This window comes from Anoxybacillus suryakundensis (assembly GCF_001418025.1).
Lineage (GTDB): Bacteria > Bacillota > Bacilli > Bacillales > Anoxybacillaceae > Anoxybacillus > Anoxybacillus tengchongensis.
The window spans coordinates 14,082-37,643 of sequence record NZ_LIOK01000001.1; the positions used below are offsets into that span (position 1 = coordinate 14,082).

Annotated in this window: 20 protein-coding genes and 1 other annotated feature (1 of these 21 cut by a window edge); of the genes, 1 reads left to right on the plus strand and 19 read right to left on the minus strand. The window is 42.5% G+C overall.

The annotated features are described in order from the left end of the window. Positions 1-10 precede the first annotated feature (10 nt). The 6 genes from hemL to hemA are packed head-to-tail and all read right to left on the minus strand — an operon-like array spanning position 11 to position 6,142. Positions 11-1,306: a glutamate-1-semialdehyde 2,1-aminomutase gene (hemL, locus tag ASC42_RS00065; RefSeq protein WP_055440002.1), complete on the minus strand. Its 1,296-nt coding sequence runs from the start codon at positions 1,304-1,306 to the stop codon at positions 11-13. After that, the gene (hemB, locus tag ASC42_RS00070) at positions 1,306-2,289 is read right to left on the minus strand and encodes a porphobilinogen synthase (RefSeq protein ID WP_141653475.1); all 984 of its coding nucleotides are present in this window, start codon (positions 2,287-2,289) and stop codon (positions 1,306-1,308) included. Before hemB ends, hemL begins: the two co-directional genes overlap by 1 nt. Beyond that, on the minus strand, positions 2,282-3,031 hold the full coding sequence (locus ASC42_RS00075; RefSeq protein ID WP_055440004.1) for a uroporphyrinogen-III synthase: 750 nt from the start codon (positions 3,029-3,031) through the stop codon (positions 2,282-2,284). The genes hemB and ASC42_RS00075 overlap by 8 nt, the downstream gene beginning before the upstream one ends. Further along, positions 3,032-3,958 carry a hydroxymethylbilane synthase gene (gene hemC, locus ASC42_RS00080; protein WP_055440005.1) on the minus strand — a complete coding sequence of 309 codons (927 nt, stop codon included), beginning with the start codon at positions 3,956-3,958 and terminating at the stop codon, positions 3,032-3,034. Between the two features lie 21 nt (positions 3,959-3,979). Further along, the gene (locus tag ASC42_RS00085) at positions 3,980-4,795 is read right to left on the minus strand and encodes a cytochrome C assembly family protein (protein WP_055440006.1); all 816 of its coding nucleotides are present in this window, start codon (positions 4,793-4,795) and stop codon (positions 3,980-3,982) included. 12 nt (positions 4,796-4,807) lie between these two features. Continuing rightward, a complete protein-coding gene (gene hemA, locus ASC42_RS00090) occupies positions 4,808-6,142 on the minus strand; it encodes a glutamyl-tRNA reductase (protein WP_055440007.1) in 1,335 nt (444 codons plus the stop codon). Positions 6,143-6,319: 177 nt separating this feature from the next. On the opposite strand from hemA, the gene ASC42_RS00095 reads away from it, so the two are divergent. Beyond that, on the plus strand, positions 6,320-6,793 hold the full coding sequence (locus ASC42_RS00095; protein ID WP_055440008.1) for a hypothetical protein: 474 nt from the start codon (positions 6,320-6,322) through the stop codon (positions 6,791-6,793). A 40-nt stretch (positions 6,794-6,833) separates the two neighbouring features. On the opposite strand, the gene yihA is transcribed toward ASC42_RS00095, so the two are convergent. From yihA to ilvB, 13 genes are all read right to left on the minus strand, one after another. Continuing rightward, on the minus strand, positions 6,834-7,415 hold the full coding sequence (gene yihA, locus ASC42_RS00100; RefSeq protein ID WP_055440009.1) for a ribosome biogenesis GTP-binding protein YihA/YsxC: 582 nt from the start codon (positions 7,413-7,415) through the stop codon (positions 6,834-6,836). Next, positions 7,412-9,736 (minus strand): endopeptidase La, encoded by a 2,325-nt coding sequence (gene lon / locus ASC42_RS00105; RefSeq protein ID WP_055440010.1) that lies wholly within the window; start codon positions 9,734-9,736, stop codon positions 7,412-7,414. The genes yihA and lon overlap by 4 nt, the downstream gene beginning before the upstream one ends. A gap of 113 nt (positions 9,737-9,849) precedes the next feature. Continuing rightward, positions 9,850-11,508, minus strand: a complete 1,659-nt coding sequence (lonB, locus tag ASC42_RS00110) for an ATP-dependent protease LonB (protein WP_055440011.1) — start codon at positions 11,506-11,508, stop codon at positions 9,850-9,852. 107 nt (positions 11,509-11,615) lie between these two features. After that, positions 11,616-12,878 (minus strand): ATP-dependent protease ATP-binding subunit ClpX, encoded by a 1,263-nt coding sequence (gene clpX, locus ASC42_RS00115; protein WP_055440012.1) that lies wholly within the window; start codon positions 12,876-12,878, stop codon positions 11,616-11,618. 195 nt (positions 12,879-13,073) lie between these two features. Further along, positions 13,074-14,360 carry a trigger factor gene (tig, locus tag ASC42_RS00120; protein WP_032100248.1) on the minus strand — a complete coding sequence of 429 codons (1,287 nt, stop codon included), beginning with the start codon at positions 14,358-14,360 and terminating at the stop codon, positions 13,074-13,076. 101 nt (positions 14,361-14,461) lie between these two features. Further along, on the minus strand, positions 14,462-15,382 hold the full coding sequence (locus ASC42_RS00125; protein WP_055440013.1) for a DUF3196 family protein: 921 nt from the start codon (positions 15,380-15,382) through the stop codon (positions 14,462-14,464). Positions 15,383-15,465: 83 nt separating this feature from the next. Next, positions 15,466-16,050 carry a 3-isopropylmalate dehydratase small subunit gene (gene leuD, locus ASC42_RS00130; protein ID WP_055440014.1) on the minus strand — a complete coding sequence of 195 codons (585 nt, stop codon included), beginning with the start codon at positions 16,048-16,050 and terminating at the stop codon, positions 15,466-15,468. A gap of 11 nt (positions 16,051-16,061) precedes the next feature. Then, positions 16,062-17,477 (minus strand): 3-isopropylmalate dehydratase large subunit, encoded by a 1,416-nt coding sequence (leuC, locus tag ASC42_RS00135; RefSeq protein WP_055440015.1) that lies wholly within the window; start codon positions 17,475-17,477, stop codon positions 16,062-16,064. Between the two features lie 11 nt (positions 17,478-17,488). Next, positions 17,489-18,598, minus strand: a complete 1,110-nt coding sequence (leuB, locus tag ASC42_RS00140; protein ID WP_055440016.1) for a 3-isopropylmalate dehydrogenase — start codon at positions 18,596-18,598, stop codon at positions 17,489-17,491. 18 nt (positions 18,599-18,616) lie between these two features. Then, positions 18,617-20,161 (minus strand): 2-isopropylmalate synthase, encoded by a 1,545-nt coding sequence (locus ASC42_RS00145; RefSeq protein WP_055440017.1) that lies wholly within the window; start codon positions 20,159-20,161, stop codon positions 18,617-18,619. After that, positions 20,148-21,173, minus strand: coding sequence for a ketol-acid reductoisomerase (gene ilvC / locus ASC42_RS00150; protein ID WP_055440018.1), 1,026 nt, complete (start codon positions 21,171-21,173; stop codon positions 20,148-20,150). The genes ASC42_RS00145 and ilvC overlap by 14 nt, the downstream gene beginning before the upstream one ends. A 17-nt stretch (positions 21,174-21,190) precedes the next feature. Next, positions 21,191-21,709, minus strand: a complete 519-nt coding sequence (gene ilvN / locus ASC42_RS00155; protein WP_055440178.1) for an acetolactate synthase small subunit — start codon at positions 21,707-21,709, stop codon at positions 21,191-21,193. After that, a complete protein-coding gene (gene ilvB, locus ASC42_RS00160) occupies positions 21,706-23,424 on the minus strand; it encodes an acetolactate synthase large subunit (protein ID WP_055440019.1) in 1,719 nt (572 codons plus the stop codon). Before ilvB ends, ilvN begins: the two co-directional genes overlap by 4 nt. Positions 23,425-23,490: 66 nt before the next feature. Further along, positions 23,491-23,562 (minus strand) — a binding site (T-box leader) (it continues 186 nt past the right edge of the window).

A 23,562-nucleotide genomic window follows, 5' to 3' on the forward strand; every position in this document is an offset into this window, starting at 1 on the left:
AAGCGATGCCTTATAGGCAATCGCTAATTTTCGCAAACGCACGGCGCGCCGCTTCAATTGTCTTTTCGATATCTTCATCGGTATGTGCAGTCGATAAAAACATGCCTTCAAACTGCGACGGTGGCAAGAAAATGCCTTCGTTCGCCATTTCTTGATAATAACGAGCAAATAAGTCTAAATCGGATGTTTTCGCTGTTTCGTAATTGATGACACGCTCATTTGTAAAGAACATGCCGATCATCGAACCAGCTTGGTTAATCGTATGTGGAATGTTATATGCTTTTGCCGCTTCGCTTAATCCTTCCGCTAAGCGATTCGCTTTTTTCTTAAACTGCTCATACGTTTCTGGCGTCAACTGACGCAACGTTTCATACCCTGCTGTCATCGCCATCGGATTTCCTGATAACGTACCCGCTTGATAAATCGGACCGCTCGGCGCAATTTTCTCCATAATATCAGCCCGACCACCATACGCACCGACTGGTAGCCCACCACCGATGACTTTTCCAAGACATGTTAAATCAGGGGTGACACCGTAATATCCTTGGCCGCTATAATAGTCAACACGGAAACCTGTCATCACTTCATCAAAAATAAGAAGCGCACCGTATTCGTTCGTCACATCCCGTAAACCTTGTAAGAAGCCTGGCTCTGGCGGAACGATTCCCATGTTTCCTGCAACAGGTTCGACAATAACTGCCGCAATATCTTTACCGAACTTTTCAAACGCATATCGCACACTTTGTAAGTCGTTGTACGGTACAGTAATCGTATGTTGGGCAACTGTTTCCGGCACCCCTGGGCTATCCGGCAAACCGAGCGTCGCAACACCTGACCCTGCTTTAATTAAAAGTGAATCTCCATGACCATGATAACAGCCTTCAAACTTTACAATTTTATTTCGTCCTGTATAACCGCGCGCTAGGCGAAGAGCGCTCATCGTCGCTTCTGTTCCTGAGCTTACCATGCGAATGATTTCAATAGACGGCATGCGCTCCATGACAAGTTTAGCAAGTTCATTTTCAATTAACGTCGGCGCTCCAAAACTTGTACCTGTCTCTGCTACCCGTTTGAGCGCCTCGACAACTTGATCGTTTGCGTGACCTAAAATAAGCGGTCCCCAAGATAAGACGTAATCAATGTATTCGTTGCCGTCAATGTCATAAATTTTTGAGCCTTTTCCTCGCGCCATAAAAATTGGATCCATTTTCACCGCTTTAAATGCGCGCACTGGACTGTTTACACCGCCAGGCATAAGCTTTACGGCTTCGGCATATGCCGCTTTTGAACGTTCATAGCTACGCATTATTTATCCTCCTTTAACCAACGAGCAACGTCTTTTGCAAAATACGTTAAAATTAAATCCGTTCCTGCTCGTTTCATGCTCGTTAACATTTCCAGTACAACTGCTTTTTCATCAATCCAGCCGTTTTGAGCGGCTGCTTTTACCATCGCATACTCTCCGCTTACGTTATAAGCGACAATCGGCAAATGGAAATGGTTTTTCAAATCGCGAATAATATCTAAATACGCTAGCGCTGGTTTCACCATTAAAAAGTCGGCTCCTTGATCTACATCCGCTTGCGCTTCACGAAACGCTTCTAGACGATTAGCCGGATCCATTTGATACGTTTTTCGATCGCCAAACTGCGGGGCACTATGCGCTGCATCTCGAAATGGGCCGTAAAATGCCGAAGCGTATTTCACCGCATAAGACATGATCGGTACATATGTGAATCCTTCTTCATCTAACGCTTGGCGAATCGCTGCGACAAATCCGTCCATCATATTAGACGGTGCGATAATGTCCGCTCCAGCTTTCGCTTGGCTTACCGCTGTTTTCGCTAATAATGCAAGCGTGTCATCATTAACAATGGTTCCGTTTTCTACGATGCCACAATGACCGTGGCTCGTATAATGGCATAAACATGTATCCGCAATAACGACAAGTTCCGGAAACGCATTTTTTATAGCTCGAATAGCGCGTTGAACAATTCCTTGTTCACAATATGCTTGTGAAGCGATCTCGTTTTTCTCGTTTGGTACACCAAATACAATAATAGAACGTACACCTAATTGAACCGCTTCACGCACGTCTTCAAGCGCATAATCAAGCGACTGTTGATACACGCCGGGCATCGAAGGTACTTCATTTTTTATTTCTTCCCCTTCGACGACAAAGATCGGATAAATCAAATCTTCTATATGCAGATGTGTTTCACGTACGATCGCTCGTAAGTTGGCTGTTTGACGCAGACGACGATGACGTGCAAATTGCATATTATTCACCCCTTGTAAAGTATTGATTAAGTTCTTCAATCATTGCATCTATCGTATATGTATGTGGACAAACGTGAACAGGAATGCCTAAATCAAGAGCTGTTTGTTTCGTGATCGGACCGATACATGCAATTGTGACGAAAGACAAATCGACGTTTTCTCCTGTGATTGCTTGCGCAAAACTATGTACTGTCGATGAGCTTGTAAACGTAACGACATCAATCATTCGGTGGCAAAGCAAATTTATGAGTTGTGGCTTTGCTTCTTCATTGTATGTCGTTTCGTACACGACCCACTCTGTCACGTCTGCCATGTTACTTAATTGTTCTCGCAACGTATCGCGCGCTAAGTTTCCTTTCACAAGCAACACGCGCGTGTCGGTAGAAAGCAAAGGTTGTAACGTTTCCGATAAGCTTTCGGCAACAAATTCGTTTGGAATCAAATCGACAGTAACGTTCCGCTTTTGCAATGATTTCGCTGTTTTTTCTCCTACCGCAGCTACTTTCGGCCACGTGGGTGGCTGAACGTCTTTCACCGTCTCAAAAAAATATTTGACTCCGTTTTGGCTTGTGAAAATAATCCAATCAAACGTATACCATTCATGCAATAAGTTATGATCCGCTTGTTTCGCTCGTCCAATGCGAATTAACGGCAATTCAACTGGAATCGCACCGTATCGTTCCAACGTTTGCGACAACGCTTTTGCTTGCGCTTTCTCACGCGTTACAAGCACCCTTTTCCCCTTAAGCATTTATTGCATCTCCTTTAACACACGAGCAATCAATTGTTTTGCACCACGTTCAATTAAACGTTGTGCCGCTTCGATCCCCACTTGTTCTGGCTCTGTTCCGCGCACAATTTCTTTTAACACTTCTGTTCCATCCGGCGTAGCAACGAGGGCTGTAAGGACGACGACATCTCCATCAACATATGCATATCCAGCAACAGGTACTTGACAACCACCTTCAATGCGCTGTAAAAATGCCCGTTCGGCGCGCACAGCGCGTTCCGTTTGTTCATCGGTTAACTTATTTAACCAATGCAATAATTCCTCATCATTTTCTCGACACTCAATCGCCAACGCCCCTTGTCCAACCGCCGGGACACATATGTCCGTTGGTAAATATTGAGTAACTACTTCTTTTGCCCAACCCATGCGATGCAACCCAGCAGCAGCCAATATAATGGCGTCGTACGCATCCGTTTTTAGCTTGTTTAAGCGCGTATCGATGTTGCCGCGAATCCATTGGATTTGTAAATCTGGACGAACGGCTAACAGTTGCGCGGAACGTCGTAAACTGCTCGTTCCAACAACCGCCCCGCCTGGCAGTTTTTCAAACGGAACATGACCTTTCGAAATGAGCACATCGCGATGATCTTCACGCTTCGGTACGCATCCGATCATTAATCCGTCTGGTAAAACAGCAGGCATATCTTTCATACTATGAACTGCAAAATCAATTTCGCCATCTAGCATCGCCTGTTCAATTTCTTTTACAAACAGTCCTTTGCCCCCTACTTTCGATAACGTCACATGTAAAATTTGATCACCTTTTGTGACGATTTCTTTCACTTCAAATTCAAACGGGGCACCGAGTTGTTTCAGTTGTTCAATGACCCAGTTTGTTTGGGTTAGCGCTAACTTGCTTCGACGCGAACCAACAATAATTTTTCTCATCTTTCTTTCCTCCAACAATCGCTAAAAATGAAATTGCGATAACGTACCAAACAAAAAGAAATTAATTAGTAAAATTAGAAAGGAGCCAATGTTCCAAAATGCCATTTCTTTTCCTTGCATCCCTTGAACAGCTCGCTTATATAAATAAAAACTGTATGTTGCAAATACAGTAAACGAACCGAGTACTTTCGCATCATATAAAACGAAATGATCTACTTTCATATATGCCCAAACAATGCCTAAAATTAAACTTAATAATAGTACCGGAACACCGACGCCGTTTAACACATAGGAAAGATCGTCAAACTTAGCTAAATCGCCAAGCCGCCATAATCGTTTTCCCCACTTTTTTTTCTTCAATAACTCATATTGAAGTAAATATAGAAGGGAAAACATAAACGAAATCGAAAACGCTCCATACGATAAAATGGCCATCGTAATATGAATAAACAACAGTTCAGACATCAATTGCTCTGCAATGCCAACAGTGTACGGTGTCGGTGCGAACGTATGCAATGAAAGAATAAAAAACGCTAATACGTTTGTGAAAAAGACGAGAAAATCAACGCGCAGCCATCCGTTAATCGCAAGCGATAACGTAATAAGTAGCCACGCGTAAAACGACAGCCCCTCCGCAAGCGTTAAAACAGGAAATCTTCCTGTCTCCACCATTCTCGCAAAAAAGAAAAATGTTTGCATCCCCCAAACAATAGAAAGCAACCCGAAAGCAATGCGATTTGCCTTCCGGTTGTGATGAAGAAAATCGATAAAATAAAACAAAACGGACGATGCATGTAAAAGAAGCGAGAGTTCGTACCATCTCGTCATGTCAAACATATTAGCTCTTCCTTACGATTGAAAAGATGGTTCTGCCGCTCGCTCGTGAACACAGCTTATCTCTTTTTGTTGCTGCTTCACTTGCTGTTCAATGTTGAAAATTTTCATAAACAACTGAAGCGCTTCTTCTGCATTGTCCTCTGCAGCCAATTCTTTTGCGCGCAAAATTGGATCGCGCAACAATTGGTTGACGATACTTTTCGTATGCTTGTTTAATACTTTTTTATCTCGTTCTGATAAATGTGGCAACTTTCGTTCTAAGCTTTTCATCGTCTCTTCTTGAATGAGCATCGCCTTTTCACGCAAAGCTGCGATAATTGGTACGACACCAAGCATATGCAGCCATTGTTGAAACTCGTCCATTTCCTCAGCAATCATGCGCTCAATTTGCTCCGCTGCTTTTTTCCGTTCGGCTAAATTCGCTTCAACAATATCTTGTAAGTCGTCAATATCATATAAAAAGATGCTATCTAGTTCAGCAAGCGCAGGATCTAAATCGCGTGGCACTGCAATATCAATCATAAAAAACGGACGCCCTTTGCGCATTTTTTCAATGACTGCCATCGTTTCTTTTGTAATGACATATTGTTTTGCACCCGTCGAACTAATCAAAATGTCCGCCTCTAATAATGCGCATTGCAATTGTGATAATGGCTTAGCATCTCCGTTAAATCGTTCGGCAAGCTGCTGTGCTTTTTCAAACGTACGATTCACCACCGTCACGCGTTTGACGCCGCTTCCGTACAAGTTTTGTAGCGCCAATTCACCCATTTTTCCAGCGCCTAACACGAGCACATGTTTATTTTTTAAATCGCCAAAAATTTTTTTCGCCAGTTCCACCGCTGCATAGCTGACAGATACAGCATTTGCACCGATTTCCGTTTCCGCATGCGCTCGTTTAGCAAGCGTAATCGCTTGTTTGAATAGTTGTTTAAACACCGTGCCTATTGTGTTTTCTTGTTGCGCTAAAAGAAAACTTGTGCGCACTTGCCCAAGAATTTGTGTTTCGCCTAAAATCATAGAATCAAGACCGCAGGCGACGCGGAATAAATGTTCAATCGCTTCACGTTCTTCATAAATGCGCAAATACGGAGCGATTTGTTCTTTATCAAGCCCAAACCAATCCGCTAAAAATGTTTTTATATAATAACGCCCTGTGTTTAATTGATCGACAACCGCATAAATTTCCGTCCGGTTACATGTCGATACAATGACGTTTTCTAACATACTTTTTTGCTCTTGTAGCGCTTTCATCGCTTCAGCAAGTTCCGTTTGATTAAACGTCAATTTCTCACGAATTTCGACAGGGGCTGTACGATAGTTCACGCTGACAACAACGACATACATTTCCCATCACCCCAATGTTTAAAGTCATCTCATTTCATTATAGCACGTCTATGTTGTTTTTTCCTTACAAAGTGTGAATACAATTTGACAACTTTCGATCTTTCTTAAATGGCGCTCATTTAGTAAACTAGTGAACAGATGCTGTTTTAAGTGTCGCACGGAATTGGGGGAATTTCAATGAAAAAACGTGGTATTTTTTCCGGCATCATTTTAATTGGTTTTGGGACGTACTTTTTACTTGAACGCTTTTTGCTTTTTCCATCTTTCCATACGTGGTCAACATTGCTGTTCATTATCGGGATCGCTTTTTTAGGTCAGGCGTTCATCGGAAAAGATTATTCCGCCATTTTATCCGGTGTTGTGTTTACAGGGGTTGGCGTTCATTTTCATCTTTCTTCTCGTCTTTCATCGTGGCCAGATGATATAAGCGTATTGACGTTAATTATAGCGCTTGGTTTATTTTTGCAATACGTAAAAACGAAACAAGCGTTACTTCCTACCATTTTACTTTTTGCTTTATCATTCATTTTTTTATTTTCTCATCCGTTACAACAAGCGGTAACATCCGTAACGTTTGATTCACTCATCCACATTTGGCCGTTGGCGTTCATTTTACTTGGATTGTACTTATTGTTCGTGAAAAAAGGATAATTATACAAAAAATGTGGGCGATTTCACCCACATTTTTTCTTTATACCCATTTTTGCAGTGCGCCCCATGCCTCATCTTTCCCTTGTCCTGTTTCTGCTGAAAAAATAATAAGTTCATCGTCTGGGATGAGACGCAATGTTTCTTTTGCTACTTTCGCATGTTGTTGCCATTTCCCACGCGGAATTTTATCCGCTTTCGTCGCAATGACGAGCGTCGGAATGTTGTAATGCTTTAAAAACTCATACATCATCACATCATCTTTCGTCGGAGGATGACGCAAATCAACAATCAACAACGCGGCTTTCAATTGTTCGCGCGTTGTAAAATACGTTTCAATCATTTTTCCCCATGCTTCGCGCTCTGCTTTTGATACTTTCGCAAAGCCATACCCCGGTACGTCAACGAAATAAAAAGCATCATTAATGCGGTAAAAGTTTAATGTTTGTGTTTTCCCCGGTTTGGATGACGTACGGGCAAAGTTTTTCCGATTAATCATTTTGTTAATAAACGATGATTTTCCGACATTCGAGCGCCCAGCAAGCGCAAACTCCGAGAGTTGGCCTGCTGGGTATTGTTCTGGCTTCACAGCGCTAATGACCATTTCTACGTTTGTAATTTTCATTTATCTCCACCTACCAAAGCATGTTCAAGTACATCATCAATATGTGAAACGAGAACAAACTGCAATTGTTTTTTTACGATCTCTGGAATATCTTCTAAATCTTTTTCGTTTTCTTTCGGCAAAATGACTTTTTTTAACCCTGCGCGATGAGCGCTCAACACTTTTTCTTTCACACCGCCAATCGCAAGCACGCGACCGCGTAACGTAATTTCTCCTGTCATACCGACAAAGCGGCTGACCGGTTTCCCTGTCAAAGCAGAAATGAGCGCTGTTGCCATCGTAATCCCTGCAGATGGACCGTCTTTTGGTACCGCCCCTTCTGGCACGTGAATGTGAATGTCTAGTTTTTCATGAAACTCTGGATCAATGCCTAATTGTTTTGCTTTCGAGCGAATGTATGTAAATGCTGCTTGAGCAGATTCTTTCATCACATCTCCCAATTGCCCCGTCAACGTCAGTTTCCCTTTTCCTTGCGCAATTGACACTTCAATCGCTAGCGTATCTCCGCCAGCTGCCGTATATGCAAGCCCTGTCGCTACGCCGACTTGGTCTTCGCTCTCCGCCTGTCCGTAATGATATTTCGGTTTTCCTAAAAACTCGCTCACATTTTTTTCTGTGATAACAATTCGTTTTCGCCCTTCTGATACGATTGTTTTCGCTGCTTTGCGGCAAATGGAAGCGAGCTGACGTTCTAAGTTGCGCACACCTGCTTCACGCGTATAATAACGAATAACTTGCATCATCGCCTCATCGCGCATATGAAGCATTCGTTTTTGTAAACCGTGCGCTTCCATTTGTTTTGGCAATAAATGTTCCTTTGCGATATGCAGCTTTTCAATTTCCGTATAGCTTGGAATCGTGATGACTTCCATTCGGTCGAGCAGCGGGCGCGGAATTGTTGCGAGCGTATTCGCTGTTGCAATAAACATGACTTTAGATAAGTCATATGGCTCCTCAATATAATGATCGCTAAACGAATGGTTTTGTTCCGGATCTAACACTTCCAATAGTGCAGCAGACGGATCACCGCGAAAGTCGCTCGACATTTTATCAATTTCATCAAGTAAAAATACAGGGTTAATCGTTCCTGCTTTTTTCATTCCTTGAATAATACGACCTGGCAAAGCACCAACGTACGTGCGACGATGACCACGAATTTCTGATTCATCGCGCACGCCACCAAGCGATATACGAACAAAATTTCGATTTAACGTTTTTGCGATCGAACGAGCAAGAGATGTTTTTCCAACACCAGGTGGACCTACTAAACAAAGAATTGGCCCTCGCAACGAATGTGTTAATTGCTGAACAGCTAAATATTCCAACACGCGTTCTTTTACTGTTTCAAGGCCGTAATGTTCTTCGTTTAAAATTTTTTCAGCGCGATGAATATCGTGAATATCTTCTGTTTGTTTTGTCCACGGCAACGCCAACAACCAATCTAAATAGTTGCGAATGACTCCGCTTTCAGCAGAGGCAGCTGGCACTTTTTCATATCGTTCTAGTTCTTTTAATGCCGTTGCTTTCACGTGTTCCGGCATGCCTGCTTGCTCAATTTTTTCACGCAACATATCAATCTCGCCAACTTTTCCTTCTTTCTCACCGAGCTCTTTTTGAATCGCCTTCATTTGTTCGCGTAAATAATATTCTTTTTGCGTTCGTTCCATCGATTGTTTGACGCGCTGGCTAATTCGTTTTTCTAAATGCAAAATTTCTTTTTCATTATGAAGAATTTGAATGATTTGATGGACGCGTTCTTTCACATCGACCGCTTCAAGCAATCGTTGCTTTTCTTCAAGTTTTAACGGCAAATGAGACGCAATAATATCCGCCATTCGTCCCGCTTGCTGAATGTCCATGACAGATGTATAAATATCTGCAGATAATTTTTTCGACAGTTTGATGTACTGCTCAAAATATTCAAGCATCGTTCGGCGCAACGCTTCAAATTCCATATCTTCTTTTTCGTTATCAACAAACTGTTCCACTTGCACAACGTAACACGGTTCTTCGCTGACCCACTTCACTACTTTTCCACGCGAGATCCCTTCAACGAGCACACGAAACGTTCCGTTCGGCAGCTTTAACAACTGCTTCACACGGGCAATGGTACCCATTTCATATACATCTTCAAGTTCTGGCTCATCAATTTGTACATCTTTTTGGGATGTTAACAACACGAGATTTTCTTCAACCATTGCTTTTTCTAACGCTTGTACGGATTTTTCTCGCCCAACGTCTAAATGTAATACTGTCGTCGGAAACACAAGTAATCCTCTTAACGGCAAGAGTGGAATGACTTTATTTTTCTTTCTCGCCACAACCCCGCACCTCCATCATACTTCTATTGCCCTATTGTATAGTACATTATATCGTTTGTAAAATCTTTCATCGTAAAAAATCGACTTCAACGCTCGGTTGAAGCCGATTGCCTTTACATGAGCTCTGTTTTCGGTAAATGATGACGCATCGGGATAGAACGAACGTGTTCGTGAAATAAAAAAGAAAGAACATCGCCAATGTGATCGACTGGAACAATTTCAATACCTGTCACTTGTCTTAAAATCGACTGCATATTTTCGCGCGGAATAATAACGGTTTTCGCTCCAGCTTGTTTTGCTGCTTTTACTTTTGGAAAAATGCCGCCAACAGGCTTCACGTTGCCATGTACACCAATTTCCCCTGTCATCGCTATGGTTGGATTAATCGGTAAATGATAAATGGCAGAGTAAATACCAACCGCCATCGCCACACCAGCAGAAGGACCATCAATTGGGACACCACCTGGAAAGTTTACATGAATATCGTATTGATCTGCCGGCACACCGAGCGAACGTAAAACAGTAATGACGTTTTCAATCGAGCCGCGCGCCATACTTTTTCGGCGAATCGACTTGCCTTGACCACCAATTTGTTCTTCTTCGACAATACCGGTCATATTGATCGACCCTTTTTCTTTCGTTGGCAATGCTACAACTTCAATTTCTAACAGCGATCCGCTATTCGGACCGTAAACCGCTAATCCGTTTACTAACCCAACTTTCGCTTCCTGTCCCACTTTTTTCTCATAACGTGGCGATAATTGACTTGATTGAATGACCCATTCAATATCTTGACGTAAAATTTTAGAACGTTTCTCAGAAATGACAATACCAGCTGCGATTTGTAACGTATTGACCGCTTCCCTTCCGTTGCGAGCATACATCGCCAGTTCATCAACCGCTTGTTCTTCAATCGGAAGGTTTACTTTTTCTGCTGCTTTTTCCACAATTTTATAAATTTCTTCTTGTTCTAACTCTCTGAAAAAGACTTCCATACAGCGTGACCGAATCGCTGGCGGTATTTCATTTGGCGTGCGCGTCGTAGCGCCGACGAGCCGAAAATCAGCCGGTAATCCGTTTTGAAAAATATCATGAATATGATTCGGAATATTTGGATTTTCCTCACTGTAATACGCGCTTTCAAAAAATACTTTTCGGTCTTCTAACACTTTTAACAACTTGTTCATTTGAATCGGATGCAATTCACCAATTTCGTCAATGAATAATATGCCACCGTGTGCGTTCGTCACCGCTCCTTGCTTCGGTTGTGGGATGCCAGCTTGTCCCATCGCACCCGCTCCTTGATAAATTGGATCGTGCACAGAACCGATCAGCGGATCAGCAATACCACGCTCATCAAAGCGTGCTGTCGTTGCATCTAATTCAATAAAAACAGCATCTTTTCGAAATGGAGATAACGGATTTTTTTTCGCTTCTTCTAATACAAGACGAGCGGCCGCTGTTTTTCCAACACCTGGTGGTCCATAAATAATGACATGTTGCGGATTCGGTCCACACAATGCCGCTTTTAATGCTTTTATGCCATCTTCTTGACCAACAATATCATCAAACGTTTTTGGACGCACTTTTTCAGCAAGCGGCTCCGTGAGTGAAATGGAACGCATTTTCCGAAGTTGTTCCATCTCTTTTCTCGCTTCTTTATCGATCGAAATTTTTTGCGTTCGTTGACTTTTTAACAGGTTCAAAAAATATAGGCCGATAATAATCCCGAAAAACAACTGAATAAGTAGAGCAATGTTTGTCCAGTTCATGGCCGTTCCTCCTGCATATGTATTGTACGCATAGTATCTCCGAGCAAAGAGAGAAATAAACAAAAAAAGATCGACTTTCCGATTCGGAAAATCGACCTTTTTTCCATTTACGCAGATGTTTTTCGTTCGTACTCGACAATTGTTCCATCTTGTAAAATAAGCAGCGGCGCTTTTTCTCCGCGCACCGTTTCTGCTGTAATCACGCATTTTTGTACATCTTCACGCGACGGCAATTCAAACATGACATCAAGCATAATGCCTTCAATGATTGAACGTAAACCGCGCGCTCCTGTTTTTCGCTCAATCGCACGTCTCGCAATTTCACGAAGCGCCTCTTCTTCAAATTCAAGCTCGACATCGTCAAGTTCGAGCATTTTTTGATATTGCTTTACGAGCGCATTTTTCGGTTTGACTAAAATATCGACAAGCGCGTCTTCGTCAAGCGGTTGTAAGCTTGTAATCACAGGAAGACGTCCCACAAACTCTGGAATTAATCCGAATTTTAATAAGTCTTCTGGCAACACTTTAGACAATAAATCTTTTTCTTCAACTTCCGCTTGCACATCTGAGCTAAAGCCGATCACCTTTTTACCGAGACGGCGCTTAATAATCGGCTCTAATCCGTCAAATGCTCCACCACAAATGAATAAAATGTTCGTCGTATCAATTTGAATGAACTCTTGATGCGGATGCTTTCGTCCTCCTTGTGGCGGCACGCTTGCAATTGTTCCCTCTAAAATTTTTAATAACGCTTGCTGTACACCTTCACCTGATACGTCGCGCGTAATGGAAGGGTTTTCTGATTTGCGCGCAATTTTATCAATTTCATCAATGTAAATAATTCCTTTTTCTGCCCGTTCAATATCATAATCGGCAGCCTGAATGAGCTTTAATAAAATATTTTCGACGTCTTCACCGACATACCCTGCTTCTGTCAACGATGTCGCATCAGCAATCGCAAACGGTACGTTTAAAATGCGCGCAAGCGTTTGAGCGAGCAACGTTTTTCCGCTTCCTGTCGGTCCGATCATTAAAATATTACTTTTAGATAATTCGACATCATCAATTTTGCTGTTTGAATTAATGCGCTTATAATGGTTGTATACCGCCACAGAAAGTGCTTTTTTCGCCTCGTCTTGTCCGATGACGTACTCGTCTAAAATGTCACGAATTTCCTTTGGCTTTGGTACATCTTTAAACTCTACTTCTTCTTCCGATCCAAGCTCTTCTTGCACAATTTCTGTGCATAATTCAATACACTCATCGCATATGTATACACCTGGGCCAGCAACAAGTTTGCGTACTTGTTCTTGCGTTTTGCCGCAAAACGAGCATTTTAACTGCCCTTTTTCATCATTAAACTTAAACATGATTTCACCCCTTATTTCTTTACGATCATATGTACACGAAAAAGAAAAACGTTATGTATTCGTCATTTTATCATAAATCTTTAAAAGTATGCCAATAAAAACGTAAATGTGTACGAAAAGTTAGAAAACTTCCATTACTGCAACTATATGTGGAAAGAACAAGGCACATCATGCACCTTGTTCTTTCTCTTCTCATTATGCAACAACTTTGCTGTTCTCGACAAGGAAATCGATCGCTTTACGCATTTTTAAATCTTCTTTTAAGCCGTCCACTGTGCCTAAAAGCTCTTTTAACTTATCAACAGATAGGCTGTATAAGTTTGCCATTTCTTGCAATTCTTTTTCTACTTCTTCTTCTGTGACGTCGATGTTTTCTGCTTTGACGATCGCTTCAAGCGTCAATGTTACGCGAACACGTTTTTCTGCTTCTTCTTTCATTTGTTCGCGAAGTGCAGCTTCATCTTGTCCAGAGAATTGATAGTATAAGTCAAGGTTTAATCCTTGCATTTGTAAACGTTGTTCAAACTCGCGAATCATGCGATCTGTTTCATTTTTCACCATCACTTCTGGAATATCCATTTGTGCGTTTTCTGTCGCTTTTTGAACAACCGCATCGCGAAGTGCTGCTTCGGCTTCTTCTTTTTTCTCTTTTGTTAAGCGCTCTTTAATTTTTTCTTTTAGCGCATCTAATGTTTCGACTTCTTCATCTACATCCTTTGCAAATTCGTCGTCAAGCGCAGGAAGTTGTTTTGTTTTAATTTCATGCAATTTAATTTTAAATACCGCTGGTTTACCAGCTAATTGCTCTGCATGATATTCTTCTGGGAATGTTACTTCAATATCTTTTTCCTCCCCAGCAGCCATGCCGATTAATTGCTCTTCAAATCCTGGGATAAATGTGCCTGAACCGATGACAAGGGAATAGTTTTCCGCTTTGCCGCCTTCAAACGCCTCACCGTCAACGAATCCTTCGAAATCGATGACAACTGTATCACCGTTTTCTACTGTTCCTTCTTCTTTCACAACAAGCTCAGCGTGACGCTCTTGCAAGCGTTTTAATTCTTGTTCTACATCTTCATCTGTTACAGTGTCATCTAACTTTTCAACTTCAAGCCCTTTATATTGGCCAAGTGTTACTTCTGGCTTCACAGTCACTTTCGCAGTGAAAATTAAGCTTTTTCCTTTTTCCATTTGCTCGACGTCGATTTCCGGACGATCAACTGGTTCAATACCTGTTTCTTCAACAGCTTTTGCGTATGCCTCTGGCAATAAAATATCTAACGCATCTGCGTACAATGATTCAACGCCGAAACGTTTTTCAAATAAAGAGCGAGGAATTTTACCTTTACGGAATCCTGGAATTTGTACTTTTTTCACTACTTTTTTAAACGCTTCATCTAATCCTTCATTCACTTTTTCAGCGTCTACTTCTACTGTAAGAACGCCTTGGTTGCCTTCGAGTTTTTCCCATTTCGCCGACATGCTTCTTTCCCTCCAACTTCAAAAATTCATGTAAATGAACTACATATATGTAGGCATACACGGTTTTATGTGTAATACAACCACTATATTATACCATACAATTATATACTTTCAACAGAGAGCCATAATTTTTCTGCTTCATAAAGTTTGGAAACGAGCGGATTTGTCCATATCGTTTGCCCTGTTTCACATTGCTCAACATATGTGTATAGCGCATTCGCCCATTGTTGTGCCGACTCTGTTGGAAGAAATGGATACATCACAAACATATAACGAAGCCATATTTGTTCACACCATTCATACATTGTCGGATTTTGTTTCGACCACGTTTGTTCAACAATGTCAAGCACTTGTTTCGTCCATTGTTTTTGTTTTTGTTCATCAATTCCGACTGGAACAACAGTCATCGTTTGACCGAATTTTTTTACGGTCATCGGTTCTGTCACTTGTTCTCTCTTTAATATGTGTAACATTGTCGTTTTCACAATCGGGTGTTTCGCTTCATCACGCAAATAACGAACGAATATTGGCACTAGATGTGAAACGAGACGCAAATCAAGTTGCTGAAGGATACGAAGTTGTTTCGTCCATTCATTGCCTTGAAAAATCGATTCGTATTGTTTTGTCAGATGATCGTCATGCGAATGAATCATTTTTTCACTAAACTGTAAGAGCGGTAAAAACGGAGTGCAATCGATTCCTTTTCGTTGAAGTTTGTGAATAACTACAACCACCTCGTCGTATTGTTGTAAATGAACGAGCATCGAAATGTATATCGCCCAATCCCCTTTGCCACGCTCTAACAGCTGTTCACATCTTTCTTTCGCTTCTTCTGCCTGTCCCATTTCAAACAAACAAACGACAAGTGCCATCTCCACATCATCATCATGCAATTGAAGTTGCTCTAACTGTATGAAATACGTATACGCTTCTTTATATCGCTTTCCTTTTAACGCATCCATTCCTTCCGCTAACAACCGCTCTTTTAAATAAGGATGCGGAACGATTTTTCGATTTTTCACATATACTCACCTTCGTTCACATTTGTCTTTAAGTGTAGCAATGTTTGCCGACAAACTCAACGAAAAACGCTCTCGACGAGTCGTCAAGAGCGTGCTTTTTCGTAAGCGATAATATATGGCTCATACACAAATGTTAAATCAATTTCATCCCAGCCTTTTAAAAGGAGCTGTTTTCGATACGGATCGATATCGAACGAGCTCGTAAATCCTTCTTCATCAAAAACAACTTGTTGTTCAAGCGAAATCGTCAGCTCGTAGTCTGACCGCTCCGCCTGTTTTAACAAATAAGCAACATCTTCTTTTGGAAGTTTAATAGGGAGCAAACTATTTTTTAAACAGTTATTGTAAAAAATATCGGCAAACGAAGGAGCGATAATAGCACGAAATCCGTAATCCGCAAGCGCCCAAGGGGCGTGTTCGCGCGATGAACCACATCCAAAATTTTCGTTTGCCACTAAAATCGTCGCTCCTTCGTTTTCAGGACGGTTTAACTCAAAATGTGGGTTTGGTGTTCCGTCCGGCAAATAACGCCAATCGTGAAAAAGAAATCGACCAAATCCGGTGCGTTCAATGCGTTTTAAAAATTGTTTCGGAATAATTTGATCGGTATCTACATTGGCTCGATCTAAGCCAGCTACTTTTCCTTTATGAACGACGAATGGTTCCAATTTTCCCCCTCCTATCTCACCACTTCTTGATATAACGTGCGCACGTCGACAAAATGTCCGTAAATCGCAGCAGCGGCTGCCATTGCTGGACTGACAAGATGCGTACGCGCCCCTTTTCCTTGTCTCCCTTCAAAATTGCGGTTTGACGTTGAAGCGCAATGTTCCCCGGCTGGAACAGTATCTGGATTCATTCCAAGACACATGCTACAACCCGAATCACGCCATTCAAAACCTGCGTCAATAAAAATTTGCGCAATTCCTTCTTCTTCCGCTTGTTTTTTTACTTGTTGCGAGCCCGGAACGACAAGCGCTCTGACGCCTGGTGCGACTTTTTTTCCTTTTACAATTTGCGCCGCTTCCCGTAAATCGCTCATGCGTGAGTTTGTACATGATCCGATAAACACATGCTGCACCGCAATATCCGTCATTTTCATTCCTGGTTTTAACCCCATATATTCCAACGCTAACTGCACCGCTTTTTGTTCCGTTTCTGTCGCAAACTGTTCTGGATAAGGGACCGTTCCATCAATTGGAGAGCTCATCGCTGGCGTTGTTCCCCATGTCACTGTTGGAGCAATTTCACTTCCATCGATATGAACGACTCGATCATATACCGCTCCTTCATCCGTACGTAATTGTTTCCACTTTTCAACCGCCTGTTCAAACGCCTCTCCTTTTGAAGCGTATTTTCTTCCTCGTAAATATGCAAACGTCACGTCATCTGGGGCAATTAACCCAGCTCGTGCACCTGCTTCAATCGACATGTTACAAATTGTCATCCGCTCTTCCATCGACATACGACGAATGACATCTCCCGTAAACTCAAGCACGTATCCTGTTCCGAAATCTACACCAAACTTGCCAATGATCGCTAAAATGACGTCTTTTGCTGATACGCCCGTTGCTAACGAGCCTGTAACGTTCACTTGCATCGTCTTTGGACGGTGTTGCCATAACGTTTGCGTCGCTAGTACGTGTTCGACTTCACTCGTTCCGATACCGAACGCTAATGCTCCAAAAGCGCCATGTGTAGACGTGTGGCTATCCCCACACACAATTGTTTTCCCCGGCTGTGTCAACCCAAGTTCGGGACCGATAACATGAACAATACCTTGTTCAGGACTATTTAAATCGGCAAGCGGAACGCCGAACTCGCGACAGTTTCGCTCTAATGCCGTCATTTGATTTTTCGCCACTTCATCTTCAATGACAAAACGATTGACCGTTGGCACATTATGATCCATCGTCGCAAACGTTAAATCTGGGCGGCGCACTTTTCTCCCTTTTTGCCGCAATCCTTCAAACGCTTGCGGCGATGTGACCTCATGAACGAGATGTAAATCAATATATAATAAATCCGGTTTTCCATCTTCACGATAAACAACATGTTCATCCCAAATTTTTTCAATAATCGTCTTTGGCGCCACCATCATCCCTCCTACACATACACTTGCATAATTCGTTCAATCGCTACATCATCTAAAATCGCATCTTTTACTTTTTCGACCATTTCTGTCGTTGATAATACACAATCGCCATGTTTAGCGATGTCAGCTGTGCGATACCCAGCATCTAACACTTGCTTGACTGCTCGTTCAACGATATCCGCCTCTTCTGTAAGTCCAAATGATAAACGAAGCATCATCGCTGCTGATAAAATCGTTGCGAGCGGATTCGCTTTGTTTTGTCCTGCAATGTCTGGTGCAGAGCCATGAATTGGTTCATATAATGCAGGTCCGTCAACAGATAAGCTTGCCGATGGAAGCATGCCAAGCGAACCGGTTAACATCGATGCTTCATCGCTTAAAATATCACCAAACATGTTTTCTGTGACAATGACGTCAAACTGTTTTGGCGAGCGGACGAGTTGCATCGCAGCATTATCGACAAGCATATGTTCAAGTTGAACGTCTGGAAAACGTTTAGCCACTTGCTCAGCTACTTCCCGCCACATCCGACTTGACTCTAACACATTTGCTTTATCAACAGAAGTTACTTTTTTCTTCCGCTTTTGTGCAAGTGTAAAAGCAAACGTAATGATCCGCTCGATTTCTGCTCGTTTATAAAACAACGTATCAACAACAGCTTCTTCGCCTTTTTCTATGCGTCGCCCACTCGGTTTCCCAAAATACAAGCCTCCGGTTAACTCACGTACGATGACAAAGTCTGCTCCTTCAATAACATGTGGTTTAAGCGGAGAAGAAGCGGCTAGACTCTCATAAAACGTAACAGGACGAATATTGGCAAACAAATTCATTTCTTTCCGAATTTGCAATAGCCCTTTTTCTGGCCGAACGTGAGGTGGATTATTATCCCATTTCGGTCCCCCAACTGCACCAAGCAATACCGCATCGCTTTGTTTGCATAAATGAAGCGTTTGTTCTGGAAGCGGTGTTCCTTCACGGTCAATCGCTTCTCCGCCAATCAATCCGTATGAAAAGTGAAACGTATGGCCGAAACGATCACCAATCGCCTGTAAAATATTTACCGCTCCTTTTGTCACTTCTTTTCCAATGCCATCCCCAGGTAACACAGCGATACGATACATAAAAAACATCCCCCTTTGTTATTGCGCAGCGAGCGCTTGTTCTTCTCTCATTTTTTCGATGACAAACATGCGATTGACCGCATGAATATATGCTTTTGCTGATGCTTCTAGCACATCTTGTGCCGTTCCCCGACCGCTTGCTTCTTTTCCGTCGAGCGATACTTTCACATATACTTGCGCTAACGCATCCCGTCCGCTTCCGACAGATTCAATGCGATAATCAAGCAACGTCACCGGTAATTGCAACGCTTTTTCTAAAGCATTATATAGCGCCTCGACACTACCAGCCCCTGTCGCCGCTTCTTGAATGTCGTTTCCTTCCCCATCTTTTAATACAACAACGGCTGTTGGAATTTGATTTGTTCCGTATTGCACTTGAATCGAACATAATTGATAAAAATTTTTATACGTATCTAGTTTTTCATCTAAAATGAGTGCAATTAAATCATCATCCGTAATATCTTTCTTTTTATCTGCTAAATCTTTAAAACGAACAAATAAACGATTCACTTCTTCCTCCGTCAATAAGTAGCCAAGCTCTTGAATGCGCGTGCGAAACGCATGGCGTCCCGAATGTTTTCCGAGCACCATCGAATTTGATTGCACCCCGACAAGTTGTGGGGATATAATTTCGTACGTTGTTTTTTCTTTTAACACACCGTCTTGGTGAATGCCTGACTCATGAGCAAAAGCGTTTTTACCGACGATCGCCTTGTTTGGCGGCACAATCATTCCTGTTAATTTGCTTACTAAATTGCTCGTTCGTTTAATTTCTTGTAAATTCAAACGCGTCTCTGCTTGGTAGTAATCTTTTCGAATATAAAGCGCCACCGCCACTTCTTCAATTGCTGCGTTTCCAGCCCGTTCGCCAATGCCATTAATCGTTCCTTCAATTTGCGTCGCTCCTGCTTCAATAGCAGCAAGCGAATTCGCGACGGCCATACCTAAATCATCGTGACAATGGGCAGATAGACTAATTTTTTCAATATTCCGAACATTTTTCTTTAAAAAAGAGAATATGTCACCATATTGTTTTGGAGTAATATAACCTACTGTATCTGGAATGTTAATGACGTTCGCTCCCGCTTCAATGACTTTCTCAATGATCGTTGCAAGAAACGGAAGATCGCTTCGACATGCATCTTCTGCTGACCATTGTACAATCGGGAAATATTTTTTCGCATAACGAACAGACTCAACAGCTGTTTCAATAACTTGTTCCGGTGTCATCCGCAATTTATATTGCATATGAATAGGTGACGTTGCGATAAATACGTGTAATCGTGGTTCCGCCCCATCTTTTAGCGCCTCCCACGCCGCATCAATGTCCGACTGAACAGAGCGAGAAAGACCTGTAACCGAACAATTGCGAACCGTTTGCGCGATCGCTTGAACGGCTTGAAAATCACCTTTGGATGCGGCAGGAAATCCCGCCTCGATGATATCAACACCGAGGCGTTCTAACTGCCGAGCGATTTCTAGCTTTTCATGCAAGTTTAAGTTGACGCCCGCAGACTGCTCGCCATCACGCAACGTCGTATCAAAAATGTTAATTTTTCGCACCGACTGTCACCACATCTTTCTGTTTAGCGTTGACAAACGGCATCATTTTTCGTAATTCGCGACCAACAATTTCAATTAAATGCTCGTTTTCTCGACGGTTGATCGCGTTAAACTCTGGACGATTCGCTTGGTTTTCTAAAATCCAACCTTTCGCAAACTTGCCTGTTTGAATATCTTCAAGCACTTTTTTCATTTCCGCTTTTACTGCGTCGTTAATAATGCGTGGCCCTGTCACAAAGTCGCCCCATTGTGCTGTATCAGAAATGGAATAACGCATACCTGCTAAACCGCCTTCGTACATTAAATCAACGATCAGCTTTAGCTCATGTAAACATTCAAAATATGCAATTTCTGGTTGATATCCCGCTTCAACGAGCGTTTCAAATCCTGCTTTAACAAGAGCAGTTAATCCACCGCAAAGAACCGCTTGTTCACCAAATAAATCCGTTTCTGTTTCTTCTTTAAACGTCGTTTCAATAACACCTGCTCGAGCAGAACCAATCGCTTTCGCATACGCCAGCGCCGTTTCTTTCGCTTCACCAGTCACATCTTGATAAATGGCAATTAAAGCTGGTACGCCAGCCCCTTCTGTATATGTGCGACGTACTAAATGACCAGGACCCTTTGGTGCAACTAAAAAGACGTCAACGTCGCTTGGCGGAACGATTTGATTGAAGTGAATATTAAATCCGTGCGCAAACACGAGCGCGTTCCCAGGCTGTAAGTTTGGTGCGATTTCTTCTTTATATACTTTCGGTTGATGTTCATCTGGAAGTAAAATCATCACAATGTCGGCTTGCTTTGTTGCTTCACTAACCGGTAAGACGACAAATCCATCTTGCTCTGCTTTTTCCCATGACTTTCCTTTACGCAATCCAATGATGACATCAACACCACTATCGCGTAAATTTTGTGCATGGGCATGACCCTGAGAACCATATCCGATAATTGCTACTTTTTTCTCTTGAATGTAAGCTTCGTTTGCATCGCCATTGTAATATACTTTTACCATAATAAAATCCTCTCCTTTTAAATAATAAATAGTGATTTATTTGTTGATGATGCGCGTTGTGAGCCGCGCGGAAACGCCGTTGTTCCTGTTCTTGCAACTTCCTTTAATCCGTATGGCTTTAATAAGTCAATGAGCGCATCAATTTTTTCTGGCTCGCCTGTCACTTGAACGACGAGACTATCGCGTGCTACATCGACAATTGCGGCACGAAACGGTTCAATAAGCGTATAAATTTCCCCGCGCGTTGCCGGCGTGACCGCCACTTTAATTAAGGCCAGCTCTCGAACAATAATTGCTTGATCGGTAATATCGACAACTTTTAATACGTCAATTTGTTTGTTTAGCTGTTTTGTAATTTGTTCGGCAATGCGTTCATCATCTACATTGACGACAAACGTCATGCGTGAAATGCCTTCCGATTCGGTATGACCAACTGTGATGCTTTCAATGTTGTAATGCCGTTTTGTAAATAAACCTGTAATACGGTTTAATACGCCCGGACGGTTATTGACCGTCATTGTAATAATGCGCTTCACCATTTCACCCCCACCATCTCATGTAATCCTTTTCCTGGCGCAACCATCGGATATACGTTTTCACCTGGATGAACGTGAAAATCGAGTAAAACCGGTGCGTTCGTCGCAAGCGCTTCTTTCAGTACGTATTCCGCTTCTTCCTCCGTCGTCGCCCGCATCGCTTTGATGCCGTATGCTTCCGCTAAACGGACAAAATCGGGTTGATTCGGAATGAGTGAATGAGAATATCGTTTTTCGTAAAAAATTTCTTGCCATTGACGAACCATACCGAGCGCTTGATTGTTGACGATGACGATTTTAATCGGCAAATTTAACTCTTGAATAACAGATAGCTCTTGCAAAGTCATTTGGAATCCTCCGTCGCCAACGATCGATATGACCGTTGCTTCTGGTTGTGCCAATTGCGCTCCGATTGCCGCTGGCAACCCAAATCCCATCGTCCCTAGTCCGCCTGATGTGACCCAACGATGCGGATGTTTAAATTTATAATATTGAGCAACCCACATTTGATGTTGACCCACATCTGTCGTGACAACCGCCTCACCATTTGTATATTCATGAATCATTTCAATGAGTCGCTGTGGTTTTAGTACGCCCGGTTCTCGTTTATACATAAGCGGATATTCTCTTTTCCATTCATTTAGCTTGTTAAGCCACTCTGATACATCTGGTCGCTTTCCGTTTTGTTCAATTAACTGAATAAGCGCTTCTTTCGCATCGCCAACGATCGGAATTTTTGTCGGTACATTTTTTCCGATTTCTGCTGGATCAATGTCGATATGAGCCACTGTCGCTTTTGGTGCAAAGTGAGCCAAATTTCCAGTCACCCGATCATCGAATCGTGCACCAATATTAATGAGTAAATCACATTCATACAACGCCATGTTTGCAGTGTACGTTCCATGCATTCCTGCCATTCCAAGAAATAGCGGATGATCGGCAGGAAATCCGCCAAGTCCTAAGAGTGTATGGATCACCGGAATATGTTGTTGTTCAGCATATTGTTTCAACTGTTCATGAGCATTCGCATGAAGAACACCTGCTCCAGCTAGAATGACCGGCCGTTTCGCTTGGCTAACTGCCTCGACAAGCTTGCGAATTTGTAAATGATTCGGTCTGGTTGTGGGCTGATAACCTGGTAACTGGACTTCCTGTTCATAATCAAACTCCGCTTCTGCGACAGACATATCTTTTGGGATGTCGATTAATACAGGGCCTGGACGTCCAGTCGTTGCAATATGAAACGCTTCTTTAATGATTTTTGGCAGCTCATGTACATCGCGTACTTGGTAACTATGCTTCGTAATTGGCATCGTAATTCCTAATACATCAGCCTCTTGAAAGGCATCCGAACCGATGACATTTGATGCTACTTGCCCTGTAAAAACGACGAGCGGAATAGAATCCATCATCGCGTCCGTTAAACCTGTCACGATATTTGTCGCCCCTGGTCCTGATGTAGCAATGACAACACCAGGTTTTCCAGAAATGCGCGCATATCCTTCCGCTGCATGAATGGCACCTTGTTCATGACGTGTGAGCACGTGAAACACACCTGACTCATACAGCTTGTCGTAAATCGGTAATACAGCCCCTCCTGGATAACCGAAAATCACTTTCACGTTTTCTGCTTTGAGCGCTTCAATCAACATAAGTGCTCCACATAACGTTTGCTTTTTTGCCACTCTTTCTTTCACTTTCATATTCGCTGCCATTTTTTCACCCCTAAAAAAATGTGAAATAAGAAAAGCCTTCTCACCCCTCCATCGGTCCATGTGAACCAAAGGGGCGAAAAGGCTTGCATCCTTCCCGCGGTACCACCCTTCTTCGTGGCAAAGCCACCTCAGGAGCGT